The sequence below is a fragment of the Clostridium sp. TF11-13AC genome (genome assembly GCF_003481065.1).
Classification (GTDB): Bacteria; Bacillota; Clostridia; order Lachnospirales; family Lachnospiraceae; genus Otoolea; species Otoolea fessa.
The window spans coordinates 159,555-176,904 of the sequence record NZ_QUKJ01000002.1; the positions used below are offsets into that span (position 1 = coordinate 159,555).

At 51.5% G+C, this 17,350-nt stretch carries 19 protein-coding genes; 14 read left to right on the top strand and 5 right to left on the bottom strand.

What is annotated here, in order from left to right:
* The first annotated feature begins 79 nt into the window (after positions 1-79).
* The 7 genes from modB (at position 80) to DXD12_RS04970 (ending at position 5,465) form a co-directional block, all read left to right on the top strand.
* Positions 80-859: a molybdate ABC transporter permease subunit gene (modB, locus tag DXD12_RS04940; protein ID WP_118637618.1), complete on the top strand. Its 780-nt coding sequence runs from the start codon at positions 80-82 to the stop codon at positions 857-859.
* Positions 856-1,944: a sulfate/molybdate ABC transporter ATP-binding protein gene (locus tag DXD12_RS04945; protein WP_118471667.1), complete on the top strand. Its 1,089-nt coding sequence runs from the start codon at positions 856-858 to the stop codon at positions 1,942-1,944. The genes modB and DXD12_RS04945 overlap by 4 nt, the downstream gene beginning before the upstream one ends.
* 22 nt (positions 1,945-1,966) lie before the next feature.
* Positions 1,967-2,956: an NTP transferase domain-containing protein gene (locus DXD12_RS04950; RefSeq protein WP_182457029.1), complete on the top strand. Its 990-nt coding sequence runs from the start codon at positions 1,967-1,969 to the stop codon at positions 2,954-2,956.
* Entirely contained in the window at positions 2,931-3,407 is a 477-nt protein-coding gene (gene moaC, locus DXD12_RS04955; RefSeq protein ID WP_022360485.1) for a cyclic pyranopterin monophosphate synthase MoaC, read from the top strand. The genes DXD12_RS04950 and moaC overlap by 26 nt, the downstream gene beginning before the upstream one ends.
* Positions 3,404-4,384, top strand: a complete 981-nt coding sequence (gene moaA / locus DXD12_RS04960) for a GTP 3',8-cyclase MoaA (RefSeq protein WP_118637622.1) — start codon at positions 3,404-3,406, stop codon at positions 4,382-4,384. The genes moaC and moaA overlap by 4 nt, the downstream gene beginning before the upstream one ends.
* Positions 4,385-4,509: 125 nt before the next feature.
* Entirely contained in the window at positions 4,510-4,947 is a 438-nt protein-coding gene (locus tag DXD12_RS04965; RefSeq protein WP_022360487.1) for an MOSC domain-containing protein, read from the top strand.
* Positions 4,948-4,976: 29 nt separating this feature from the next.
* Positions 4,977-5,465 (top strand): MogA/MoaB family molybdenum cofactor biosynthesis protein, encoded by a 489-nt coding sequence (locus DXD12_RS04970; RefSeq protein ID WP_118637624.1) that lies wholly within the window; start codon positions 4,977-4,979, stop codon positions 5,463-5,465.
* A gap of 176 nt (positions 5,466-5,641) precedes the next feature.
* Here the strand turns inward: DXD12_RS04970 and DXD12_RS04975 are convergent, their stop codons facing one another.
* The 5 genes from DXD12_RS04975 to DXD12_RS04995 form a co-directional block, all read right to left on the bottom strand.
* The gene (locus DXD12_RS04975) at positions 5,642-6,343 is read right to left on the bottom strand and encodes a response regulator transcription factor (RefSeq protein WP_118637626.1); all 702 of its coding nucleotides are present in this window, start codon (positions 6,341-6,343) and stop codon (positions 5,642-5,644) included.
* Entirely contained in the window at positions 6,336-8,297 is a 1,962-nt protein-coding gene (locus DXD12_RS04980; RefSeq protein WP_118637628.1) for a DUF4118 domain-containing protein, read from the bottom strand. Before DXD12_RS04980 ends, DXD12_RS04975 begins: the two co-directional genes overlap by 8 nt.
* An 81-nt stretch (positions 8,298-8,378) precedes the next feature.
* Positions 8,379-8,663 (bottom strand): hypothetical protein, encoded by a 285-nt coding sequence (locus DXD12_RS04985; protein ID WP_147341938.1) that lies wholly within the window; start codon positions 8,661-8,663, stop codon positions 8,379-8,381.
* A gap of 17 nt (positions 8,664-8,680) precedes the next feature.
* Positions 8,681-9,328, bottom strand: a complete 648-nt coding sequence (locus DXD12_RS04990; protein ID WP_022360492.1) for a TrkA family potassium uptake protein — start codon at positions 9,326-9,328, stop codon at positions 8,681-8,683.
* A 13-nt stretch (positions 9,329-9,341) separates the two neighbouring features.
* On the bottom strand, positions 9,342-10,682 hold the full coding sequence (locus tag DXD12_RS04995) for a potassium transporter TrkG (RefSeq protein ID WP_118637630.1): 1,341 nt from the start codon (positions 10,680-10,682) through the stop codon (positions 9,342-9,344).
* Between the two features lie 364 nt (positions 10,683-11,046).
* On the opposite strand from DXD12_RS04995, the gene DXD12_RS05000 reads away from it, so the two are divergent.
* The 7 genes from DXD12_RS05000 (at position 11,047) to hisA (ending at position 17,307) form a co-directional block, all read left to right on the top strand.
* Positions 11,047-11,814, top strand: coding sequence for an NAD(P)-binding domain-containing protein (locus tag DXD12_RS05000; RefSeq protein WP_118637632.1), 768 nt, complete (start codon positions 11,047-11,049; stop codon positions 11,812-11,814).
* 261 nt (positions 11,815-12,075) lie between these two features.
* The gene (locus DXD12_RS05005; protein ID WP_118637634.1) at positions 12,076-13,248 is read left to right on the top strand and encodes an ATP phosphoribosyltransferase regulatory subunit; all 1,173 of its coding nucleotides are present in this window, start codon (positions 12,076-12,078) and stop codon (positions 13,246-13,248) included.
* Positions 13,242-13,964: an ATP phosphoribosyltransferase gene (gene hisG, locus DXD12_RS05010; RefSeq protein WP_118637636.1), complete on the top strand. Its 723-nt coding sequence runs from the start codon at positions 13,242-13,244 to the stop codon at positions 13,962-13,964. The genes DXD12_RS05005 and hisG overlap by 7 nt, the downstream gene beginning before the upstream one ends.
* A gap of 6 nt (positions 13,965-13,970) precedes the next feature.
* The gene (gene hisC, locus DXD12_RS05015) at positions 13,971-15,086 is read left to right on the top strand and encodes a histidinol-phosphate transaminase (protein WP_118637638.1); all 1,116 of its coding nucleotides are present in this window, start codon (positions 13,971-13,973) and stop codon (positions 15,084-15,086) included.
* A 109-nt stretch (positions 15,087-15,195) separates the two neighbouring features.
* Complete coding sequence (hisB, locus tag DXD12_RS05020; RefSeq protein ID WP_117796589.1) at positions 15,196-15,792, top strand: imidazoleglycerol-phosphate dehydratase HisB; 597 nt, start codon at positions 15,196-15,198, stop codon at positions 15,790-15,792.
* A gap of 108 nt (positions 15,793-15,900) precedes the next feature.
* Entirely contained in the window at positions 15,901-16,518 is a 618-nt protein-coding gene (gene hisH / locus DXD12_RS05025) for an imidazole glycerol phosphate synthase subunit HisH (RefSeq protein ID WP_118637640.1), read from the top strand.
* Between the two features lie 78 nt (positions 16,519-16,596).
* Positions 16,597-17,307, top strand: a complete 711-nt coding sequence (gene hisA / locus DXD12_RS05030; RefSeq protein ID WP_118637642.1) for a 1-(5-phosphoribosyl)-5-[(5-phosphoribosylamino)methylideneamino]imidazole-4-carboxamide isomerase — start codon at positions 16,597-16,599, stop codon at positions 17,305-17,307.
* Positions 17,308-17,350 lie beyond the last annotated feature (43 nt).

Here is a 17,350-nt window from a genome sequence, read left to right on the forward strand (position 1 = left end):
GAATAATAGCAAATTTGTCTCAGTGGGAGTTGGGTCTCACGGACGTTCGACTTGATTCATAGGAAGGGGGGGAAGAAAGATGGACTGGTCTCCGATATGGATATCGATGAAAACAGCAACGCTGTCGATCATTATTACGTTTTTTCTGGGAGTCTGGATGGCGCGGCTGGTGGTATCGGCACGCTCTGAGAAAGTGAAAATGGTGCTGGACGGCATCCTGACGCTTCCGATGGTCCTGCCGCCGACGGTAGCAGGCTTCTTCCTGCTGATGATTTTCGGTGTAAAACGACCGCTCGGACAGCTGTTTCTGGAATTGTTTGGCGTCAAGATTGTATTTTCATGGGCGGCAACGGTGATCGCGGCGGTGGCGATCTCATTTCCGCTTATGTACCGGGCAGCGCGCGGCGCGTTTGAACAGGTCGATGTGACGCTTATCTATGCGGCTCGGACGCTGGGATTTTCCGAGAGCCGCATTTTCTGGAAGGTAATTCTGCCGTCGGCGATGCCGGGCGTCTTAAGCGGCGCGATCCTTGCCTTTGCGAGAGGACTGGGCGAGTTCGGTGCGACCGCGATGCTGGCGGGCAATATCGCCGGAAAGACGCAGACACTGCCGCTTGCCATCTATTCACAGGTGGCGGCTGGAAAAATGTCGATGGCATACCAGTATGTGTGGATCATCGTGGTGATTTCCTTCCTGGTCGTCGTGCTGATGAATGTGCTGTCGCGGCGGGATATGCGCGGACGCAGCAATCATAAAAAGAAAGATAACAGTGTGGAAGCGGGCGGTCAGGATGCAAAGGTTTCGGTGGAACTGTTTGCGGACGGGGAAGCGGATGCACAGAAGGGAGGCGCGCGATGAGCCTGCAGGCGGCAATCAAAAAGAGATTTTCCGGCTTTTCGCTGGACGTATCGCTTAATACCGATGGCGGCGTCATGGGCATTCTCGGCGCTTCCGGAAGCGGCAAGAGCATGACGCTCAAGTGTATCGCCGGAATTGAGACGCCGGACGAAGGGCGGATCGTGTTAAACGGCAGGGTGCTCTTTGATTCGGAAAAGCACATCAACCTGCCGCCGCAGAAGCGGAAAGTCGGTTATTTATTCCAAAATTATGCATTGTTTCCGAATATGACCGTAGAAACCAACATTGCAGCGGGGCTTTCGGGCAGCAAGGAGGAAAAACAGGAGGCAGTTGCCCGCATGATCCGTCTCTTTAAATTAGAAGGGCTTGAAAAAAGGTATCCGTCCCAGCTTTCCGGCGGACAGCAGCAGCGTGTGGCGCTGGCGCGCATTCTCGTCTATGAGCCGGATGTGATCATGCTGGATGAACCATTTTCGGCGCTTGATTATTATCTGAAGGAACAACTGCAGTTCCAGGTGCGCGAGGTACTCCGCGGGTACACGGGCGATGTGCTGATGGTCAGCCACAGCCGGGACGAGGTCTATCGGTTCTGCGAGAAGAGCATCATCTTAAACCGCGGACAGGTGGCGATGAAGGGAGAGACGCGGGCGATTTTCCAGAAACCGGAAAATGTCACTGCGGCACGCCTGACAGGTTGTAAAAACTTCAGCCGGATCCGGCGGATCGGCGAATATGAGGTGGAGGCGCTAGACTGGGGACTCACGTTTCAGACCGAAGAAGCGGTTGCCGCGGAGCATGCCTATATCGGCATCCGGGCGCACCAGTTTTACCCAGCGCGCGGCAGTGCGAATGAATTTACGTGCGAGTGGGGGGACACACTCTGCCAGCCATTTGAGTGGGATGTTTTGCTGCGTCCGGTGGAAAATGCAGGGGCAGCGGGTGACAAAGAAAATGCACTGGAACGCGAGGTGATCTGGTGGAAGGTAGACTATAAGCAGAGTGATTCACTAAACCAGTATCAGCGCGGAGACCGCGTCCGGCTGGGAATTGCACCGGGAGATATCATGCTTTTAAAAGAAGGTTAGAATGATAGAAAAGGGGATATGTATGGCAGATGGGAAAACAGGCGCGATCATCCTGGCGGCAGGGCGGTCGGCGCACATGGAAGAATTAAAGCCGATGCTCCGGATGGGGCAGACCACGATGATACAGAGGGAGATCGACACGATCCGGCAGGCAGGGATCTCGCCGATCGTTGTCGTGACCGGGTATCAGGCAGATGTGCTGGAACGTCATATTTCACACCGTGGTGCGGTCTGTATCCGAAACAAGCGGTATGAGACATCGCAGATGTACGGCTCAATCTGCATGGGACTGCGCCATATCCAGAAAAAAGCCGATCGGGTGCTGTTGTTCCCTGCCGACGTGCCGATGATCACGGCGGACACAATCGAGAAGATGGCGCAGGCGCCCGGAAGCATGGCAGTACCGGTCTGTCAGGGAAAAAAAGGACACCCGGTCATGCTGTCGAAGGAAGTGTTTGGACATATCTTAACGTACCGGGGTGGAAAAGGACTCCGCGGCGCAATGGATGCGTGGGGCGAAGGTGTCCGGGAGATCGAGGTTGAAGATCCGGGTGTTTTACTGGACACCAACACGAAAATGGACTACGAATCGCTGCTTGCCTACGAAAAAGACAGGCAGAAGCGCGGGGAGCTGGCATTTCGGGCGTCGATTTCGCTGAGCCGCGAGGAAGAATGCTTCAGCGCGCTGACGGCGGATTTTCTGGAGGCAGTTGCTGAGAGTGGTTCAATGCTCGGTGCCTGTCAGATCCGGGATATTTCTTACAGCAAGGGCTGGAAAATGCTCAAGATCGCGGAGGCGCAGCTGGGAATCCGGTTTTTAGAGCGCCAGACGGGCGGAAGCAAGGGCGGATTTTCTGTGCTGACGCCGGAGGGAAAGGTGTTTTTAGAAAAATTCCGCCGGATGGAAGCAGCAGTGCAGGCGGCAGCAGAAGCAGCGTTTGAGAAAATCTTTCTGGAGCCGGAAGAAGAGGAAAAGGAGGATACAGATGGAAGAGAAATTAACGCATTTTGATGAAAAGGGAAATGCGATCATGGTAGATGTAACGGAAAAGAAGATTACCAGCCGGACGGCGACGGCATCCGGCAAGATTCACGTCAATGAAGCTGTCATGAAGGCGGTTCTGGAGGGAACGGTTGCCAAGGGCGATGTGCTGGGGGTGGCGCGTGTGGCGGGAATCATGGCGGTGAAGCAGACCGCACACCTGATCCCGATGTGCCACACACTTCTCATCACGAAATGCAGCGTGGATTTTGAGGTGGATGAAAAAGAGCTGACGATCAAAGCACTTTGTACTGCTAAGCTGGAAGGAAAGACCGGCGTCGAGATGGAGGCGCTGACCGGTGTCAGCGTGGCGCTTCTGACCATTTATGATATGTGCAAGGCGATCGACAAGCGGATGGAGATCGGAGAGATACATCTCGATGCAAAATCGGGAGGAAAGAGCGGGGAATTTGTGCGATGATAGACGGATACGGCAGAACGATCGACTACGTCCGGATCTCCGTGACCGACCGGTGCAACCTGCGCTGTGTGTACTGTATGCCGGAGGAAGGCGTCTGCAGCATTTCACATGAAGAGATCCTGCGGTTTGGTGAGATCGAGAGGGTCTGCCAGATTCTGGCAGAGAACGGCATTCAGAAAATCAAGCTGACCGGAGGCGAACCGCTGGTGCGCCGGAGACTGCCGGAGTTAGCAGCAGCGTTAAAACGGATTCCGGGAATCAAGAGCCTGACGATCACGACGAACGGTGTTTTATTAGAAGAAATGTACGATGCGCTGGCGGACGCGGGGGTTGATTCAGTCACGATCAGCCTGGATACGCTGGATGCGTCGGTGTACCGGCAGCTCACACGCCGGGATGAGATCGAAGCGGTCAGACGCGGCCTTCGGACGGCGATCCAGAAAGGCAGGATGCAGATCAAGATAAATTGTGTGCCGGTGCTTGGGATCGAGGAGCAAAAGCTTTTAGAGGTGGCGGAACTGGCGAAAAACCATAACGTGCACGTGCGTTTCATCGAAATGATGCCCATCGGCATGGGAACGCAGTTTGCCTTTGTGAAAGAAGATGCGTTGAAGCATGCGCTGGAAGAGTCATTTGGAACCTTTACCCCGTGCGGGGACGTGGCAGGAAATGGCCCGTGCCATTATTTCGCAGTCCCTGGCTTTCAGGGACGGATCGGTTTTATCAGCGCGGTCAGCCATAAATTCTGTTCCGAATGCAATCGGATCCGGCTGACATCGGAAGGATTCTTAAAGACCTGTCTCCAGTATGACAATGGGGTGGAATTAAAGACCATTCTGCGCGGCGGCGGTACCGATGAAGACCTGCGCCGGGCGATCGGACAGGCGCTTGCGGAAAAGCCGAAGGGACATAATTTTGAGAAAAAGACGGAATTTACGGATCGGGAACACCGGGGAATGTCCCAGATAGGCGGATAAGCAGGGTGTTTGTGAGGATTATGATTATGGTTTCTGCGGTGAAAGTGTGAGCCGGCGGAATGTTACAAGTGAAATATCGTATATGAAATCGGAAAATTTATGGATAAAGAAAAGGGGAAACAATCATGGGAAAAGTAATCGCAACGTGTACCAGTGAAATCAAAGGTGTTCAGAAGAAAAATGTCCATCAGGTCTGTCTTATCGAGGACTATGGAATCGAGGGTGACGCCCATGCGGGCAAATGGCACCGTCAGGTCAGCCTTCTTTCATATGACAGGATTCAGGAATTCCGCGCGCGCGGTGCAAAGGTCGAGGACGGCGCATTCGGCGAAAATCTGGTCGTGGAAGGAATCGATTTCAAGACGCTCCCGATCGGGACAAAATTTAAATGCAACGACGTCGTGCTGGAATTGACACAGATCGGAAAAGAATGCCACCATGGATGCGCGATCTTCCAGGCAATGGGCGATTGCATCATGCCGCGCGAGGGCGTATTTACGAAGGTGCTGCACGGCGGCGTGATCAAAGAGGGAGATAATCTGGAGATTCTGGAAGAAGCGTAGGAAAGAGATCAAAGAGAGGTGGGAAACCAATGAGAGCAGCAATTATTACATCCAGTGACTCTGGGTACGCGGGAAAACGGGAGGACGTGAGTGGTCCGGTAATCGCAGAAATGGTGAGAGAGGCTGGTTATGATGTGGTCTGGCAGAAGGTGCTGCCGGATGACCAGGCGATGTTGGAAGAGGTGATGAAGGAGATCTGCGATGAGGGAAAGGCCGATCTGCTCTTAACAACGGGCGGAACGGGATTTTCTCCGCGCGACGTGATGCCGGAGGCGACGCTGGCGGTCGCGGAACGGATGGTTCCGGGTATCCCGGAGGCGATGCGGGCATACAGCTTACAATTTACAAAGCGGACGATGTTAAGCCGAGCGGCAAGCGGGATCCGCAAACGCACGCTGATCGTCAACCTGCCGGGCAGTCCGAAGGCGGTGCAGGAGTGTCTGGAATACATTTTGCCACAGCTGGATCATGGATTAAAAATCCTTTTGGGGCTTGATGGGGAATGTGCTAGAAAGTAGGGAAAGCAGCAAAAACGAAGATGGAAAAACAGATATAATATATGAGACGATGTATGCTAATAGCGAGGACTTTCAAGTCCTCGCTATTTCAACGATGGTCAGCGCATTTGTGGCTGAATGGAATGACCACAAGAAATCTACTCCATTCAGTCATGAATGTTCCGTTCAGGAATTACTTACTCGATGCGGAGCATCCGATAGCCGATTCCGATGTGTGTTTGTATGTATTGCTGCCCGTCTTTTCCGCGTTCCAGCTTTTTGCGCAAGGTTGCCATGAACACCCGCAGAGAAGCGATATCGTTTTCCCAACTGCTGCCCCAAATCTGCTGCGTGATATAGGTGTGTGTCAGAACCTTACCAACATTTTTGGAGAGCAGGCACAGCAGCTTGTATTCGATGGGTGTCAGGTGTAGCTCTGTGCCGTCAAGATATGCGCAGCCTGCCGCATAGTCGATTTTCAGCGCACCATTCGTAAAAATCGGAGAATCCTGCACGGAGTCTGTTTTCATCATCGACAGTCTCCGCTGCGTCACCCGCAGTCGTGCCAACAGTTCGTCCACGGAAAAAGGCTTCGTTAGATAATCATCCGCCCCAGCATCCAGCGCCCCGATTTTATCGGAATCCTCTGTTCTGGCGCTGATCACAATGATCGGCATATTCGACCACGACCGGATTTTTCGGATGACTTCCACGCCGTCCATATCCGGCAGCCCCAGATCAAGCAGTACAATGTCCGGGTTGTGAGACAGCGCTTCCATCACGGCACTTGCGCCGTTTTGCGCCGAAAGATACCTATATTCGTGAGTTTTTAGTGTCATCGTTATTAAATTTCGCACCGGGGTATCATCTTCTACAACGAGGATGAGCGGCTTATTCATTTAAGTTCACCTCACTAAGTGGTATTGTAAAGGAAAAGATGCAGCCATGCGGCGAATTGTCTTTCAACGTCATTTCACCATGATGTGCATGAACAATGGTTTGACAGAGCGTAAGTCCTAGTCCAAGACTTCGGCGGCTGTCGCCAATTGGATTGCCCCCAGTAAAGAACATTTCAAAAACACGTTCCTTCAGTTCATTCGGAATACCGGGACCGTTATCGCTGACACATATTTCAGCCATATTTTCTCGCGGGATTGCCGTGATCCAGATGTTCGAGCCAACCGGGGTATATTTGACTGCGTTATTCACCAGATTGATGAGCACCTGCATGATGAGTCCTGCGTCCATCCGTGCCAGCAACAGTACGTCTCCGCAATCTACTGCGATGTGATGTTCTGCCGCTCTTCGGTCAATATGCCTGAGTGCTTCCGATATGATGTCATCCACGACCTGATCAGAAAGGTGCAGCTTTACGCTGCCGTCTACAATTTTCGTAATGGAAAGCAAGTTCTCAACCAGTCCCGTCAGCCATTGTGCATCGTCATAAATGTCCGTAAAAATCTGTTTCCGTGTCTGCTCATCCAACACGTCATAGCTGTGCAGCAGCGTATCTGCGTTGCCGGAAATCGAGGTCAGTGGTGTCCTGAGATCATGAGAAATCGAACGCAAAAGATTGGCGCGAAGCTGTTCGTTCTTTGCAAGAACGGCAGCTTCTTCCTTTTCTCTGGCATTTCGCAGGTTATCCAGCGCCAGAGAGCACTCGCCGAGGATGGAGAACAGAACGCTGGATGTAAATGCGTCAGGCTGCGTTTGCTTTTCCATCGGAATCCCGACAACACCGTAAATCTGCTGTCCGGTACGGATGGCAAGATACAGCCGTTTTGCTTTTGGAAAGTTTTGCGTCGTTGCTCCGGCGCGCTTGCGGTTTTGCCAGACCCATTGAACCACGTTCTGTTCCCGGTCGGTATCTGGGATGCTGTATGGACTACTTCCGTCAGCCGGATAAATGTTCCCATCCAGCAGAGCGTTGCCCTGTGCCGGGTAAATCAGAACGTCTCGCTGCATGAGCTTTTGTATCTGCGTCGCGGTCATCCGATAGACCTCCTCCGGCGTTTCCGCTTTTTGGAGCTGTCTGTTCATATCAAAAAGGAGCTTCGTGCGATAAGCGTCCCGTGCGGATAGCTGTGCGTGGGCTTTGAGCTTGGCCGCAAGTGTACTTGTCAAAAGTGCAGCCGCGAACATGACGGCAAAGGTTATTGGGTATTTGCTGCCATAGGCTGCCAAAGACAGCCGGGGCTCCGTCATAAAATAATTGAACAGGAGGACACTCAAAAAAGCGGACAGCACACCGCAGGTATATCCGCTGGTAAAAGTGGAAGTCAGAAGCACACCCAGCAGGTAAACCATGATGATATTGGCATTTGCAAAGCTGAGCCGCAGAAAAATCCATCCGATGACCGTCGTAACTGCCAGAATTCCGATGGTCAGAAGTAGTTCCCGGGCGGTCGGAAACGCCGGGCGGATAGTAAGCGGCTGATTTCTGCGGCAGTTCTTATAGGCTTCCACATCCGGAATAATATAAATATCTACCTCCGGTGCAAGCGTAATGAGCTGTTCTGTCAGCGTCGATTCGCTCCAGAAATGCCGCCGCTGTATGCCGCTTCGTCCAATCACAATTTTGGTCACATCAGAGAGCCGCACATATTCCGCGATCTGTGTCGCCACATCTTCACCATGCGTTGTGACAATTTCTGCGCCAAGCTGCTGCCCCAGACGCATATTCGCCTGCAAACGGACGGTATCTTCCGCGTTCATATCAGCGTCTCCGGGGGTCTGCACGTAAAGTGCGGTAAGACTGGCGCAAAATGCCTGTGCCATTTTCCCTGCCATTCGTACAATGCGTTCATTGGATGGAGACGAGGACAGGCACACAAGAATATGCTCTTTTGGCATTTCGCTTCCTTTATTCTGCACATTTTCACCACCCCTCTTAAACAATATTATAGCAATTATAGCACCAAAATGTGAAGGTTTCTACTGCGCCCAATTGGATTTGTTGTCCGGAAAAGAAATTTGCTCTGAATCATAGATCACGATTTCTACATGGGCATGACTATTGCGAAACTGAGAAAATGTTTCCTCAAGTTCGTCAGGAGAAATATTTCCGACCAGATGCACGCACGGTTCAGCCTGCTGTTGTTCAGACGATTCTTTGATGCGCTTCTGATTTTCGTCCAGAAAGCGATCCAGCCGTTTCATCAAAAACCAGCCGAACAGGAACATTAGCGCCGTCCCAGCGATCAAAACGCTATCTTCCATATACCCTCACCGTCCATTCAGATTCGGAAGCACTTTTGCAGCGCTTTGTATTCGCCCAACGCTAAAATCGTTATTTCCCCGGACAGCACCGTATCCGGCGTAATGGAAGCGTCGATTTTTCCTGAATGTTTGATGCCGAGAATGTTAATGCCATACTTTCTGCGAATATCCAGTTCACCAACACTTTTGCCGATCCACCCGGCCGGAACTTCTACTTCAAAAATGGCGTGCTGCTCGTCGATCTCTATGTAGTCGAAAATATGGTCGGCAGTGTATCGGATCGCTGCCCATTTTGCCACCTGTTTTTCCGGGTAGACTACCTGGTCGGCACCGTTGCGAAGCAGAAACTTTGCCTGCACATCACGCTCGGCACGCGACACCACGCACTTCGCCCCCAGCTCTTTCAGCAGCGAGGTGGTTTCCAGCGAGTTCTGAAAGTTACCGCTGATGGTTACGATGCAGACATCAAAATTTCCGATGCCAAGAGAGCGAAGAAACTCCGCGTTTGTACTGTCGCCAATTTGTGCGTTGGTGACATATGGCAGCACATCATTGATTCGTTCCTCGTTTGTATCGACCGCCATGACCTGATGCCCCAGTTGAGAAAGCTGTACTGCAATATGCCGTCCGAAGCGGCCTGTGCCAATCAATAGAATGTTTTTCATGTGAAAAGACTCCTTATCCAATCGTGATTTTTTCCTGCGGCAGCTTTGCATTCCCTACTTTTTTGCTGGAGAATGTCGCATAAATGAGGGTAAGACCGCCGACTCTGCCCAGATACATGAGCGTGATCAACACCATTTGCGATGGAATGTGCAGCTGCGGTGTAATACCAAGTGTCAATCCCACCGTTCCGACCGCCGATGCCGTTTCATACAGGCAGGCAGACAGCGGAAGATTCTCATATGCGCTGATAAAGACAGCACCGCCAAAGAACAGCATCAAGTACATCGTCAGAATGGTCGCGGCGGTTTTGACGGCGCTGCAATCGATTCTGCGTCCGAAAAATTGGGCACTATCGCGCTGGCGGAAGGTTGCAGTGGCATTGGCAAGCAGAACCGCCAGTGTCGTTGTTTTCATGCCGCCTGCTGTAGAACCTGGAGAACCGCCGATGAGCATCAAAAGGATTATTACGCCCTGTGATGCACCGGACATCGTGGAAAGATTTACCGTGTTGAAGCCCGCTGTCCTCGGCGTGACAGACTGAAAAAAGGATGCCAGCAGCCGGTTTCCGGCGGGAAGCGTGGAAAAGTCTGAAAAGAAGAAAAACATAGCAGGCAGAAAAATTAAAAAACCTGTCGTGACCAGAATCACCTTGCTCTGCATTCGGTAGCGATGAAACCGCCACTTGTTTTCAAAGATGTCATCCCACGTCAGAAATCCAATACCGCCGATCACGATCAGCAGCATAATCGTGATATTGATTACCGGGCTGTCCGCGTAGCCGGTAAGAGATGGATAGCGGTTGCTTTCTGTCCCAAGAATGTCAAACCCGGCATTGCAAAAAGCGGATATGGAATGAAATACCGCCATCCAGATGCCGCGCCATCCATAGTCCCGGCAGAATACCGGCAGCACGGCAAGCGCTCCCAGCAGCTCAATCAGAAACGTCCCTCGCAGGATGAAGCGTGTCAGACGGACGATTCCGCCGACCTTTGGTGCTGAAATTGCATCCTGCATGGTGCTGCGCTGCATCAGAGAGATTTTTCGCCCGGACAAAAGCGCAAACAATGCTGCTGCGGTTACGACACCAAGACCACCAATTTGGATCAGTGCCAGAATAACCACCTGCCCAAAGGTTGACCAGTAGCTGCCAGTATCCTGTACTACAAGCCCTGTCACGCAGACGGCAGAGGTCGCAGTAAACAGCGTTTCATTGAATGGAGTTACATTCTCTCCAGTCGTGGAGATCGGCAGCATCAGCAGTAGCGCTCCGAGTAGAATGACCCCGGCAAAACCCAATGTGATAATTTGAAAAGACGAAAGACGGCGCTTTCGTCGAATAAGCTCTTCCGGCATAAAGGCAGCTCCTTATTTTTGTGATGGTCATATTATACAGCTGGAGATTTTAAAAGCGGATAAGGGAGATTTAACGATGTATTAAGATTGAATAAAGATGAGGAGATTGCTTGTGCAGATTGGGCAAGATGGTTTATTTCAATCGCTTTATTTGCGGAAGTGAGGTGCGAAGGTTGAGGGAGGAATTACGATGAAAACCCGGAAAAGTGCGCCGAGATATGAGTAGGATGCTGGAAAATATGTGTTTTTGGTTGTATACTGTGTATGTGAATAAAATCGGGGGAGTAACTATCAGAAAAGTTCGCTCGGAATCGTCTGGAAAAATTTCGGGTAAACGGAGAGGAGAAAGAGAGGATAGAAGTTTATGAAACTGGGATTTATTGGAACGGGAATCATTACGACGTCCGTCGTGACTGGATTCTGCGAGAGCGGAATGGAGAATCTGCAGATCGTTGTATCGCCGAGAAATAAAGAACGGGCGCAGATGCTGCATGAGAAATACCCGGAGATCGTGTCGGTCGCGGCGGATAACCAGGAAGTTGTGGACCGGTCGGACTGGGTCTTTGCGGCGCTCCTTCCGAAGGCGGCGGAAGAGATCTTAAAACCGCTTCATATCGGACCGGAGAAGAAGTTTATCAATCTGGTTGCAACGCTGAGCTTAAAGCGCATCGAGGAAATGTTTGGACCGAGAGAGATTCTGGCGGATGTTGTGCCTCTGACCTTTGCGGCGAACCGCTTCGGACCGGTGGTGATTTACCCGGATATCCCGGAGGTAGTCGATCTGATGAGTCACGTCGGCAAGCCGGTTCCGGTCGATACGCCGAAGCAGATCGCGATCCTTAGGAGCACGACGGGCCTGATGAGCGCTTACTATATGCTTCTGACCGTCATTATCCAGTGGTGTGAGAGAAACGGGCTGGATGAGCCGTCCGCACGGGCATACATCACCGAATTTACTGGGGCGCTGTCCCGCAAGGCAGCGACGTGGGACGGGGATCTGGAAGACCTTGCCAGAGAAATGACACCGGGAGGACTGAACTGGATGGCGCTGACGCATCTGGAGGAAAAGGATGCGTATACGCCTTGGACGGAGATTTTGGGGCCGATTTTGGAGAAGGTTATAAAAGAATAGAGTCGAGGTGGAAAAACTCGGGGCGCACATTTCTCACGCCCCGAGTTTTTCTTTTAATTAAAGTGTGAGCAATCTAAAAAAGTAGTTGCTTTTTTTAAGAAGGAATGATAGTATATAGAAAACACTTTAGTACGCTACCATGATAGCAAGATAAACAAAAGTGATGGGAGCTATAACGGCAGGATATAGACGAGCGGGTGATTGTCCGGCGGATTTTGTTGAGGCGGGGCGGTTGCGGCGGCAGTTGAGAGGAGATAGAGCATGAATTTAGAGATTCAGAGCCTTCGGAGGGCGGAGGCGGCGACGCTTCGCCTGAGAGGTCTTTATGAGAGCTATGGATACCGCAAGTACCGGATGGGGCGGTTTGAGGAATATAGTTTGTATGCAGCGAATAAAAGTTTCCTGCTGGGGGAAAATGTGCCGACATTTACGGATCTGGACGGACGCCTGATGGCTCTCAAGCCGGACGTGACGCTGAGCATCGCGAAGAACACCAAGGCAGATAAAAATACGTGCGAGAAGGTCTATTATCTGGAGAGTGTGTACCGTGAGAGCAAGGAAAGCCACACTTACAAAGAGATCAGCCAGATGGGACTGGAGTGCATGGGCGGCGTGGATGACTGCGTGATCGCGGAGGTGCTGGCGTTAGCGCTCAAGAGTCTGGCGGATTTTGAGACGGACTATGTGCTCAAGATTTCCAACATGGATTTCGTGGTGGGACTGATGGAAGAGCTTCCGGTCAATGCCGATCAGAAAGATATCATTTTAGGGCTGATCCGGACGAAAAACCGCAGCGGGCTGGAAAAACTGTGCGCGGATCTGGCACTGCCGGAGGGCGATACAGAGAAATTGATGAAGGTTTCCGGGCTGTACGGAGAGTTTGGGCGTGTGCTGGCAGAGGCAGGTGCGATCGCGGATACGCCGAAAATGAAAGAGGCGGTTGCACTTTTATCCCGCCTGTATGAGGTTCTGGAGGCGATGGGACTGGGCGGACAGCTTGACAAGGTGCGGCTGGACTTCTCGATGATCAATGACATTGAATATTATAACGGTATTATTTTCCAGGGATTCTTAGATGGTCTGGCACGCCAGGTGCTTTCCGGCGGCCAGTACGACGGTATGATGGCAAAATTAGGAAAGAAAGCCGATGCGATCGGATTTGCCATCTATTTAAAAGAGCTGGAACGCCTGCCGGAAAAGAGTATCCGCTACGATGTCGATGCGCTGGTACTCTATGAGCCGGATGTCGATGTAGTGCGCCTGTGCCAGGCGGTTGAAAGCCTGCGCCGTCAGGGACTGCGCGTGCGGGTGGAGAAAACTGTGCCGGAGGATCTGCGTTACTGCTATCTGTACCGGTATGACGGACGTCTTTCCCTGGAAGAGGACCGGGAAACTGCCTTTCAGGAGAATGGAAAGGAGGGCGCGAGATGTTAAACATAGCACTGCCAAAGGGAAGACTGGGCGATCAGGTGTATGAGCTTCTGGCGTCGGTCGGATATGACTGCAAGAGTATTTACGACGAAAATAGAAAACTGGTGTTTGAGAACCCACAGACGGGTGTCCGCTACCTGCTCGTAAAGCCGAGTGATGTGGCAATCTACGTCGAGCACCATGCGGCAGACGTCGGAATCGTCGGAAAAGACATTCTGATGGAGAGCAACCCGGATGTATACGAGCTTCTCGATCTGGGACTTGGAAAATGCCGGATGTGCGTGGCTGGAAAAGAGGATTACGTCGAGGACAAAGACCGCCCGGTGCGTGTGGCAACGAAATTTACGAATATTGCGAAAGAGCATTACGCGAAGCTGGGACGCGATATTGATATTATCAAATTAAACGGAAGCATTGAGCTGGCGCCGATTCTGGGACTTTCGGACGTCATCGTGGATATTGTCGAGTCGGGCAGCACGATCCGTGAAAATCACCTGAAAGTGCTGGAAGAGTTCCTGCCGATCAGCGCCCGTTTCATCGCCAACAAGAGCAGCTTTGAGTTTAAAAACAAGCAGATCACCGAGATGGCGGAGAAGCTGAAGGGCGCGGTGGAAGCACACCAGAAGAAAAAGGAACAGGAAAAGAAAGAAAAAGAAGCAAAAGAAGCAAAAGAGAAAGCGGAGAAAGAAACCGCAGCAGAAGATAAAAAGGAGGCGTAGGCAGATATGAGCCGTTTTTTGAGCAAAGCAAGCGAATCACTTCTTCCGTATACACCGGGTGAGCAGCCGCAGGGGCGGAAATTTATCAAGCTGAACACAAACGAATGCCCGTATCCGCCGAGCCCGAAGGTTGCGGAGGCGATTCTGGCGGGGTATGAGGAAAATTCTTCTAAAATTATGCCGCGGGAACTTGCAAATTTACGCCTGTATTCGGATCCGGAAGAGCGCGTCCTTATCGAGGCGATCGCCGATCACTACGGCGTGGGAACAAACCAGGTCATCGCGGGCAATGGTTCTGACGAGATTTTAGGTTTTGCATTCCGGGCATTCTGCGACCAGAACGCGCCGCTTCAGTTCGCGGATCTGACGTATGGCTTTTATCCGGCACTCTGCGGGCTCTATGGAATCCCGTTCAAGGTAGTTCCGCTGGAGGAAGATTTTACCTTAAATATCGAACCGTATAAAAATTGCGGAAATAATGTGATCATCGCCAATCCAAATGCCCCGACAGGCATGAACCTGCCGCTTTCTGCGATTGAGGAAGTAGCGGCGTCCAACCCGGACCGCGTTGTGATGGTGGATGAGGCGTATGTGGATTTCGGCGGCGAATCGTGTGTATCACTGCTTCCGAAATACGAAAATCTGGTGATTATCCAGACCTTTTCCAAATCCCGCAGCTTAGCCGGCGCGCGCGTCGGATTTGCGATCGCAAACCCGGAACTTATCGCGGATATGAACCGGATCAAATACAGTTTTAACCCGTACAACGTCAACCGCCTGTCGATTCTGGCTGGCGCGGCGGCGATGCGCGACTGGGACTACACGAAAGAATGTACCGGGCGCATCTGCAAAACGCGTGAAAAAACGACCGAGGCGCTCCGGGCACTTGGATTTACTGTGCTGGATTCGAAGACCAACTTCATTTTTGCCAAGAGCGGCGATATGCCGGGAAAAGTCTATTTTGACGGACTGCGCGAGGCAGGAATCCTGGTAAGACGCTGGGACAGCGAGCGGATCAAAGATTACGTCCGCATTTCCATCGGATCCGAGGAAGAGATGGAAACGTTTGTTGAGGAGACGAAGAAGCTGGTGGAAGCGGCGAGAAGTGCAGTTGTAAGATAGGCTGGAATTCAATAGGTTCACGCATTTACTGTGGGAACCGTATGAAAATGCTGGCAGCATGGTTTTTGTAGATGGGGCAGCTGTGAATAAGAAAGGAAGGCTGGCAGAAATGTCAAGAGAACGCAAGATTTCATTAGAACGAAACACGGCAGAGACGAAAATCAGCCTGTCGATTGATTTAGATGGAACGGGAAAATATCAGGTCGATACGGGCTGCGGATTTTTAAACCATATGCTGGAGCTCTTTGCCAGACATGGACGGTTTGACCTCACATTGAAATGTGACGGAGATACGCAGGTCGATTACCATCATACGACAGAGGACATCGGAATCGCCATGGGACAGGCAATTTTAGAGGCGCTGGGTGATAAAAAGGGCATCCGCCGTTATGGCAGTTTCCTGCTTCCGATGGATGAAACACTGGTAATGACGGCGCTCGATTTAAGCGGACGTTCCTATCTGGTCATGGATGTGGAGATTCCGACCGAAAAAGTGGGCGATTTTGATACCGAGCTTGTAAAGGAATTTATGATTGCACTGTCCTCCAACAGCCGGATGACGCTGCATTTTAAAATGTTCCACGGCGAAAACAGCCACCATATCATCGAGGCGATGTTCAAGGGACTGGGACGCGCGCTCGGCGAGGCGGTGTCGATTGACGAGAAGTACCGGGACGAGATTCCATCGACAAAAGGGGTATTATGATCTAAGATAAAAATAAGCATAACAAATCTATTTAATAGGTTTATAATGATTCAGCGGGTTCCTGCGTTGACTGCGGGAACATACATGAATTGATATAGGAGGCTGCAAATGATAACAATTATTGACTACGGCGTAGGAAACCTGTTTTCCCTCAGTTCCTCCCTCAGTTACCTGGGACTGGAAAATAAAGTCAGCCGCGATCCGGAAGATTTAAGAAAAGCGGATCACATCATTTTACCGGGCGTCGGCGCGTATGGCGATGCGATTGCGAAACTGCGCGGATCCGGAATGGCAGAGCCGCTGCTGGATGAAGCAAAAGCAGGCAAACCGATCATGGGAATCTGCCTCGGAATGCAGCTTCTCTTTGATAAAAGCTATGAATACGGCGAGCATCAGGGTCTGGGACTGATTCCGGGCGTGATGGCAGACTTAAAAGAAGACATTCCGGCAAACCTAAAAGTGCCGCACATGGGCTGGAACAGCCTGCATCTGACGGAAAAAGGAAAGAAGCATCTACTGTTTAAATACAGCAAAGAGGGCGATTACGTCTACTTTGTCCACAGCTTCTATGGAAAAGATTGTGATGAGAGTCTGCTGGCAACCTCGGAGTACGGCATTCCGGTCACGGCGTCCGCGGCAAATGAAAATGTCATGGGCTGCCAGTTCCATCCGGAGAAGAGCGGGGAAGTGGGACTGCGGATTCTGAAGGCGTTTTCGGAGATATAATTAATAGAAAAACAAGAAAGGTAACTGTTTTTTCAGGCTTGTAGATTGGATTTAAACAGTTATGGAGAGGAAACGGACATGGAGCTATTTCCGGCGATTGATTTGCGGGACGGCAAGGCGGTGCGCCTGGTGCAGGGCGATTATAACCAGATGACAGTATTCAGCGACCGGCCGGAAGAGGTGGCGCTGGGATTCAAGGAGCAGGGCGCGAAAAACCTGCATGTGGTCGATCTGGACGGCGCGAAAGACGCGGCGCTGGCAAATTTTGACACGATAGAGAAGCTGATTAGGACAACGGGATTATTTGTAGAAGTCGGCGGCGGCATCCGCAACGAGGCATCCATCGACAAATACCTGTCGCTCGGAGCCGGACGCGTGATTCTCGGCACGGTGGCGGTCACAAATTATCCATTTGTCGAAGAAATGGTCCGCAAATACGGCGATAAAATTGCAGTCGGTGTGGACGCGAAGGACGGTTTTGTGGCGACTCACGGGTGGCTTGAGACGAGCGAGGTAAGAGGCGTTGACTTCTGCCGCCGCCTGCGCGATACGGGAGTGAAAACGGTCATTTACACCGATATTTCCCGCGATGGAAAGATGCAGGGAACGAACCTGGAGCTTTATAAAGAATTATCGCAGATTGAAGGGCTGGATATCGTGGCGTCTGGTGGAATCAGCAGCCTCAAGGAGATTGAGATCTTGAAAAATGAGGTGTATGGTGCGATTTTAGGAAAAGCACTGTATCTGGGTGCGATTGATTTAAAGGAAGCATTGAAATATTCCGTTTAGGAGAAGCGCCGTATAAAAAGCGGCAAAAAAATCATTCGAATCG

Excerpts from the sequence above, each read along its gene's own strand:
- modB (WP_118637618.1), top strand. The coding sequence starts at position 80 with ATGGACTGGTCTCCGATATGGATATCGATGAAAACAGCAACGCTGTCG.
- DXD12_RS04945 (WP_118471667.1), top strand. The coding sequence starts at position 856 with ATGAGCCTGCAGGCGGCAATCAAAAAGAGATTTTCCGGCTTTTCGCTG.
- DXD12_RS04950 (WP_182457029.1), top strand. The coding sequence starts at position 1,967 with ATGGCAGATGGGAAAACAGGCGCGATCATCCTGGCGGCAGGGCGGTCG.
- moaC (WP_022360485.1), top strand. The coding sequence starts at position 2,931 with ATGGAAGAGAAATTAACGCATTTTGATGAAAAGGGAAATGCGATCATG.
- moaA (WP_118637622.1), top strand. The coding sequence starts at position 3,404 with ATGATAGACGGATACGGCAGAACGATCGACTACGTCCGGATCTCCGTG.
- DXD12_RS04965 (WP_022360487.1), top strand. The coding sequence starts at position 4,510 with ATGGGAAAAGTAATCGCAACGTGTACCAGTGAAATCAAAGGTGTTCAG.
- DXD12_RS04970 (WP_118637624.1), top strand. The coding sequence starts at position 4,977 with ATGAGAGCAGCAATTATTACATCCAGTGACTCTGGGTACGCGGGAAAA.
- DXD12_RS04975 (WP_118637626.1), bottom strand. The coding sequence starts at position 6,343 with ATGAATAAGCCGCTCATCCTCGTTGTAGAAGATGATACCCCGGTGCGA.
- DXD12_RS04980 (WP_118637628.1), bottom strand. The coding sequence starts at position 8,297 with ATGCCAAAAGAGCATATTCTTGTGTGCCTGTCCTCGTCTCCATCCAAT.
- DXD12_RS04985 (WP_147341938.1), bottom strand. The coding sequence starts at position 8,663 with ATGGAAGATAGCGTTTTGATCGCTGGGACGGCGCTAATGTTCCTGTTC.
- DXD12_RS04990 (WP_022360492.1), bottom strand. The coding sequence starts at position 9,328 with ATGAAAAACATTCTATTGATTGGCACAGGCCGCTTCGGACGGCATATT.
- DXD12_RS04995 (WP_118637630.1), bottom strand. The coding sequence starts at position 10,682 with ATGCCGGAAGAGCTTATTCGACGAAAGCGCCGTCTTTCGTCTTTTCAA.
- DXD12_RS05000 (WP_118637632.1), top strand. The coding sequence starts at position 11,047 with ATGAAACTGGGATTTATTGGAACGGGAATCATTACGACGTCCGTCGTG.
- DXD12_RS05005 (WP_118637634.1), top strand. The coding sequence starts at position 12,076 with ATGAATTTAGAGATTCAGAGCCTTCGGAGGGCGGAGGCGGCGACGCTT.
- hisG (WP_118637636.1), top strand. The coding sequence starts at position 13,242 with ATGTTAAACATAGCACTGCCAAAGGGAAGACTGGGCGATCAGGTGTAT.
- hisC (WP_118637638.1), top strand. The coding sequence starts at position 13,971 with ATGAGCCGTTTTTTGAGCAAAGCAAGCGAATCACTTCTTCCGTATACA.
- hisB (WP_117796589.1), top strand. The coding sequence starts at position 15,196 with ATGTCAAGAGAACGCAAGATTTCATTAGAACGAAACACGGCAGAGACG.
- hisH (WP_118637640.1), top strand. The coding sequence starts at position 15,901 with ATGATAACAATTATTGACTACGGCGTAGGAAACCTGTTTTCCCTCAGT.
- hisA (WP_118637642.1), top strand. The coding sequence starts at position 16,597 with ATGGAGCTATTTCCGGCGATTGATTTGCGGGACGGCAAGGCGGTGCGC.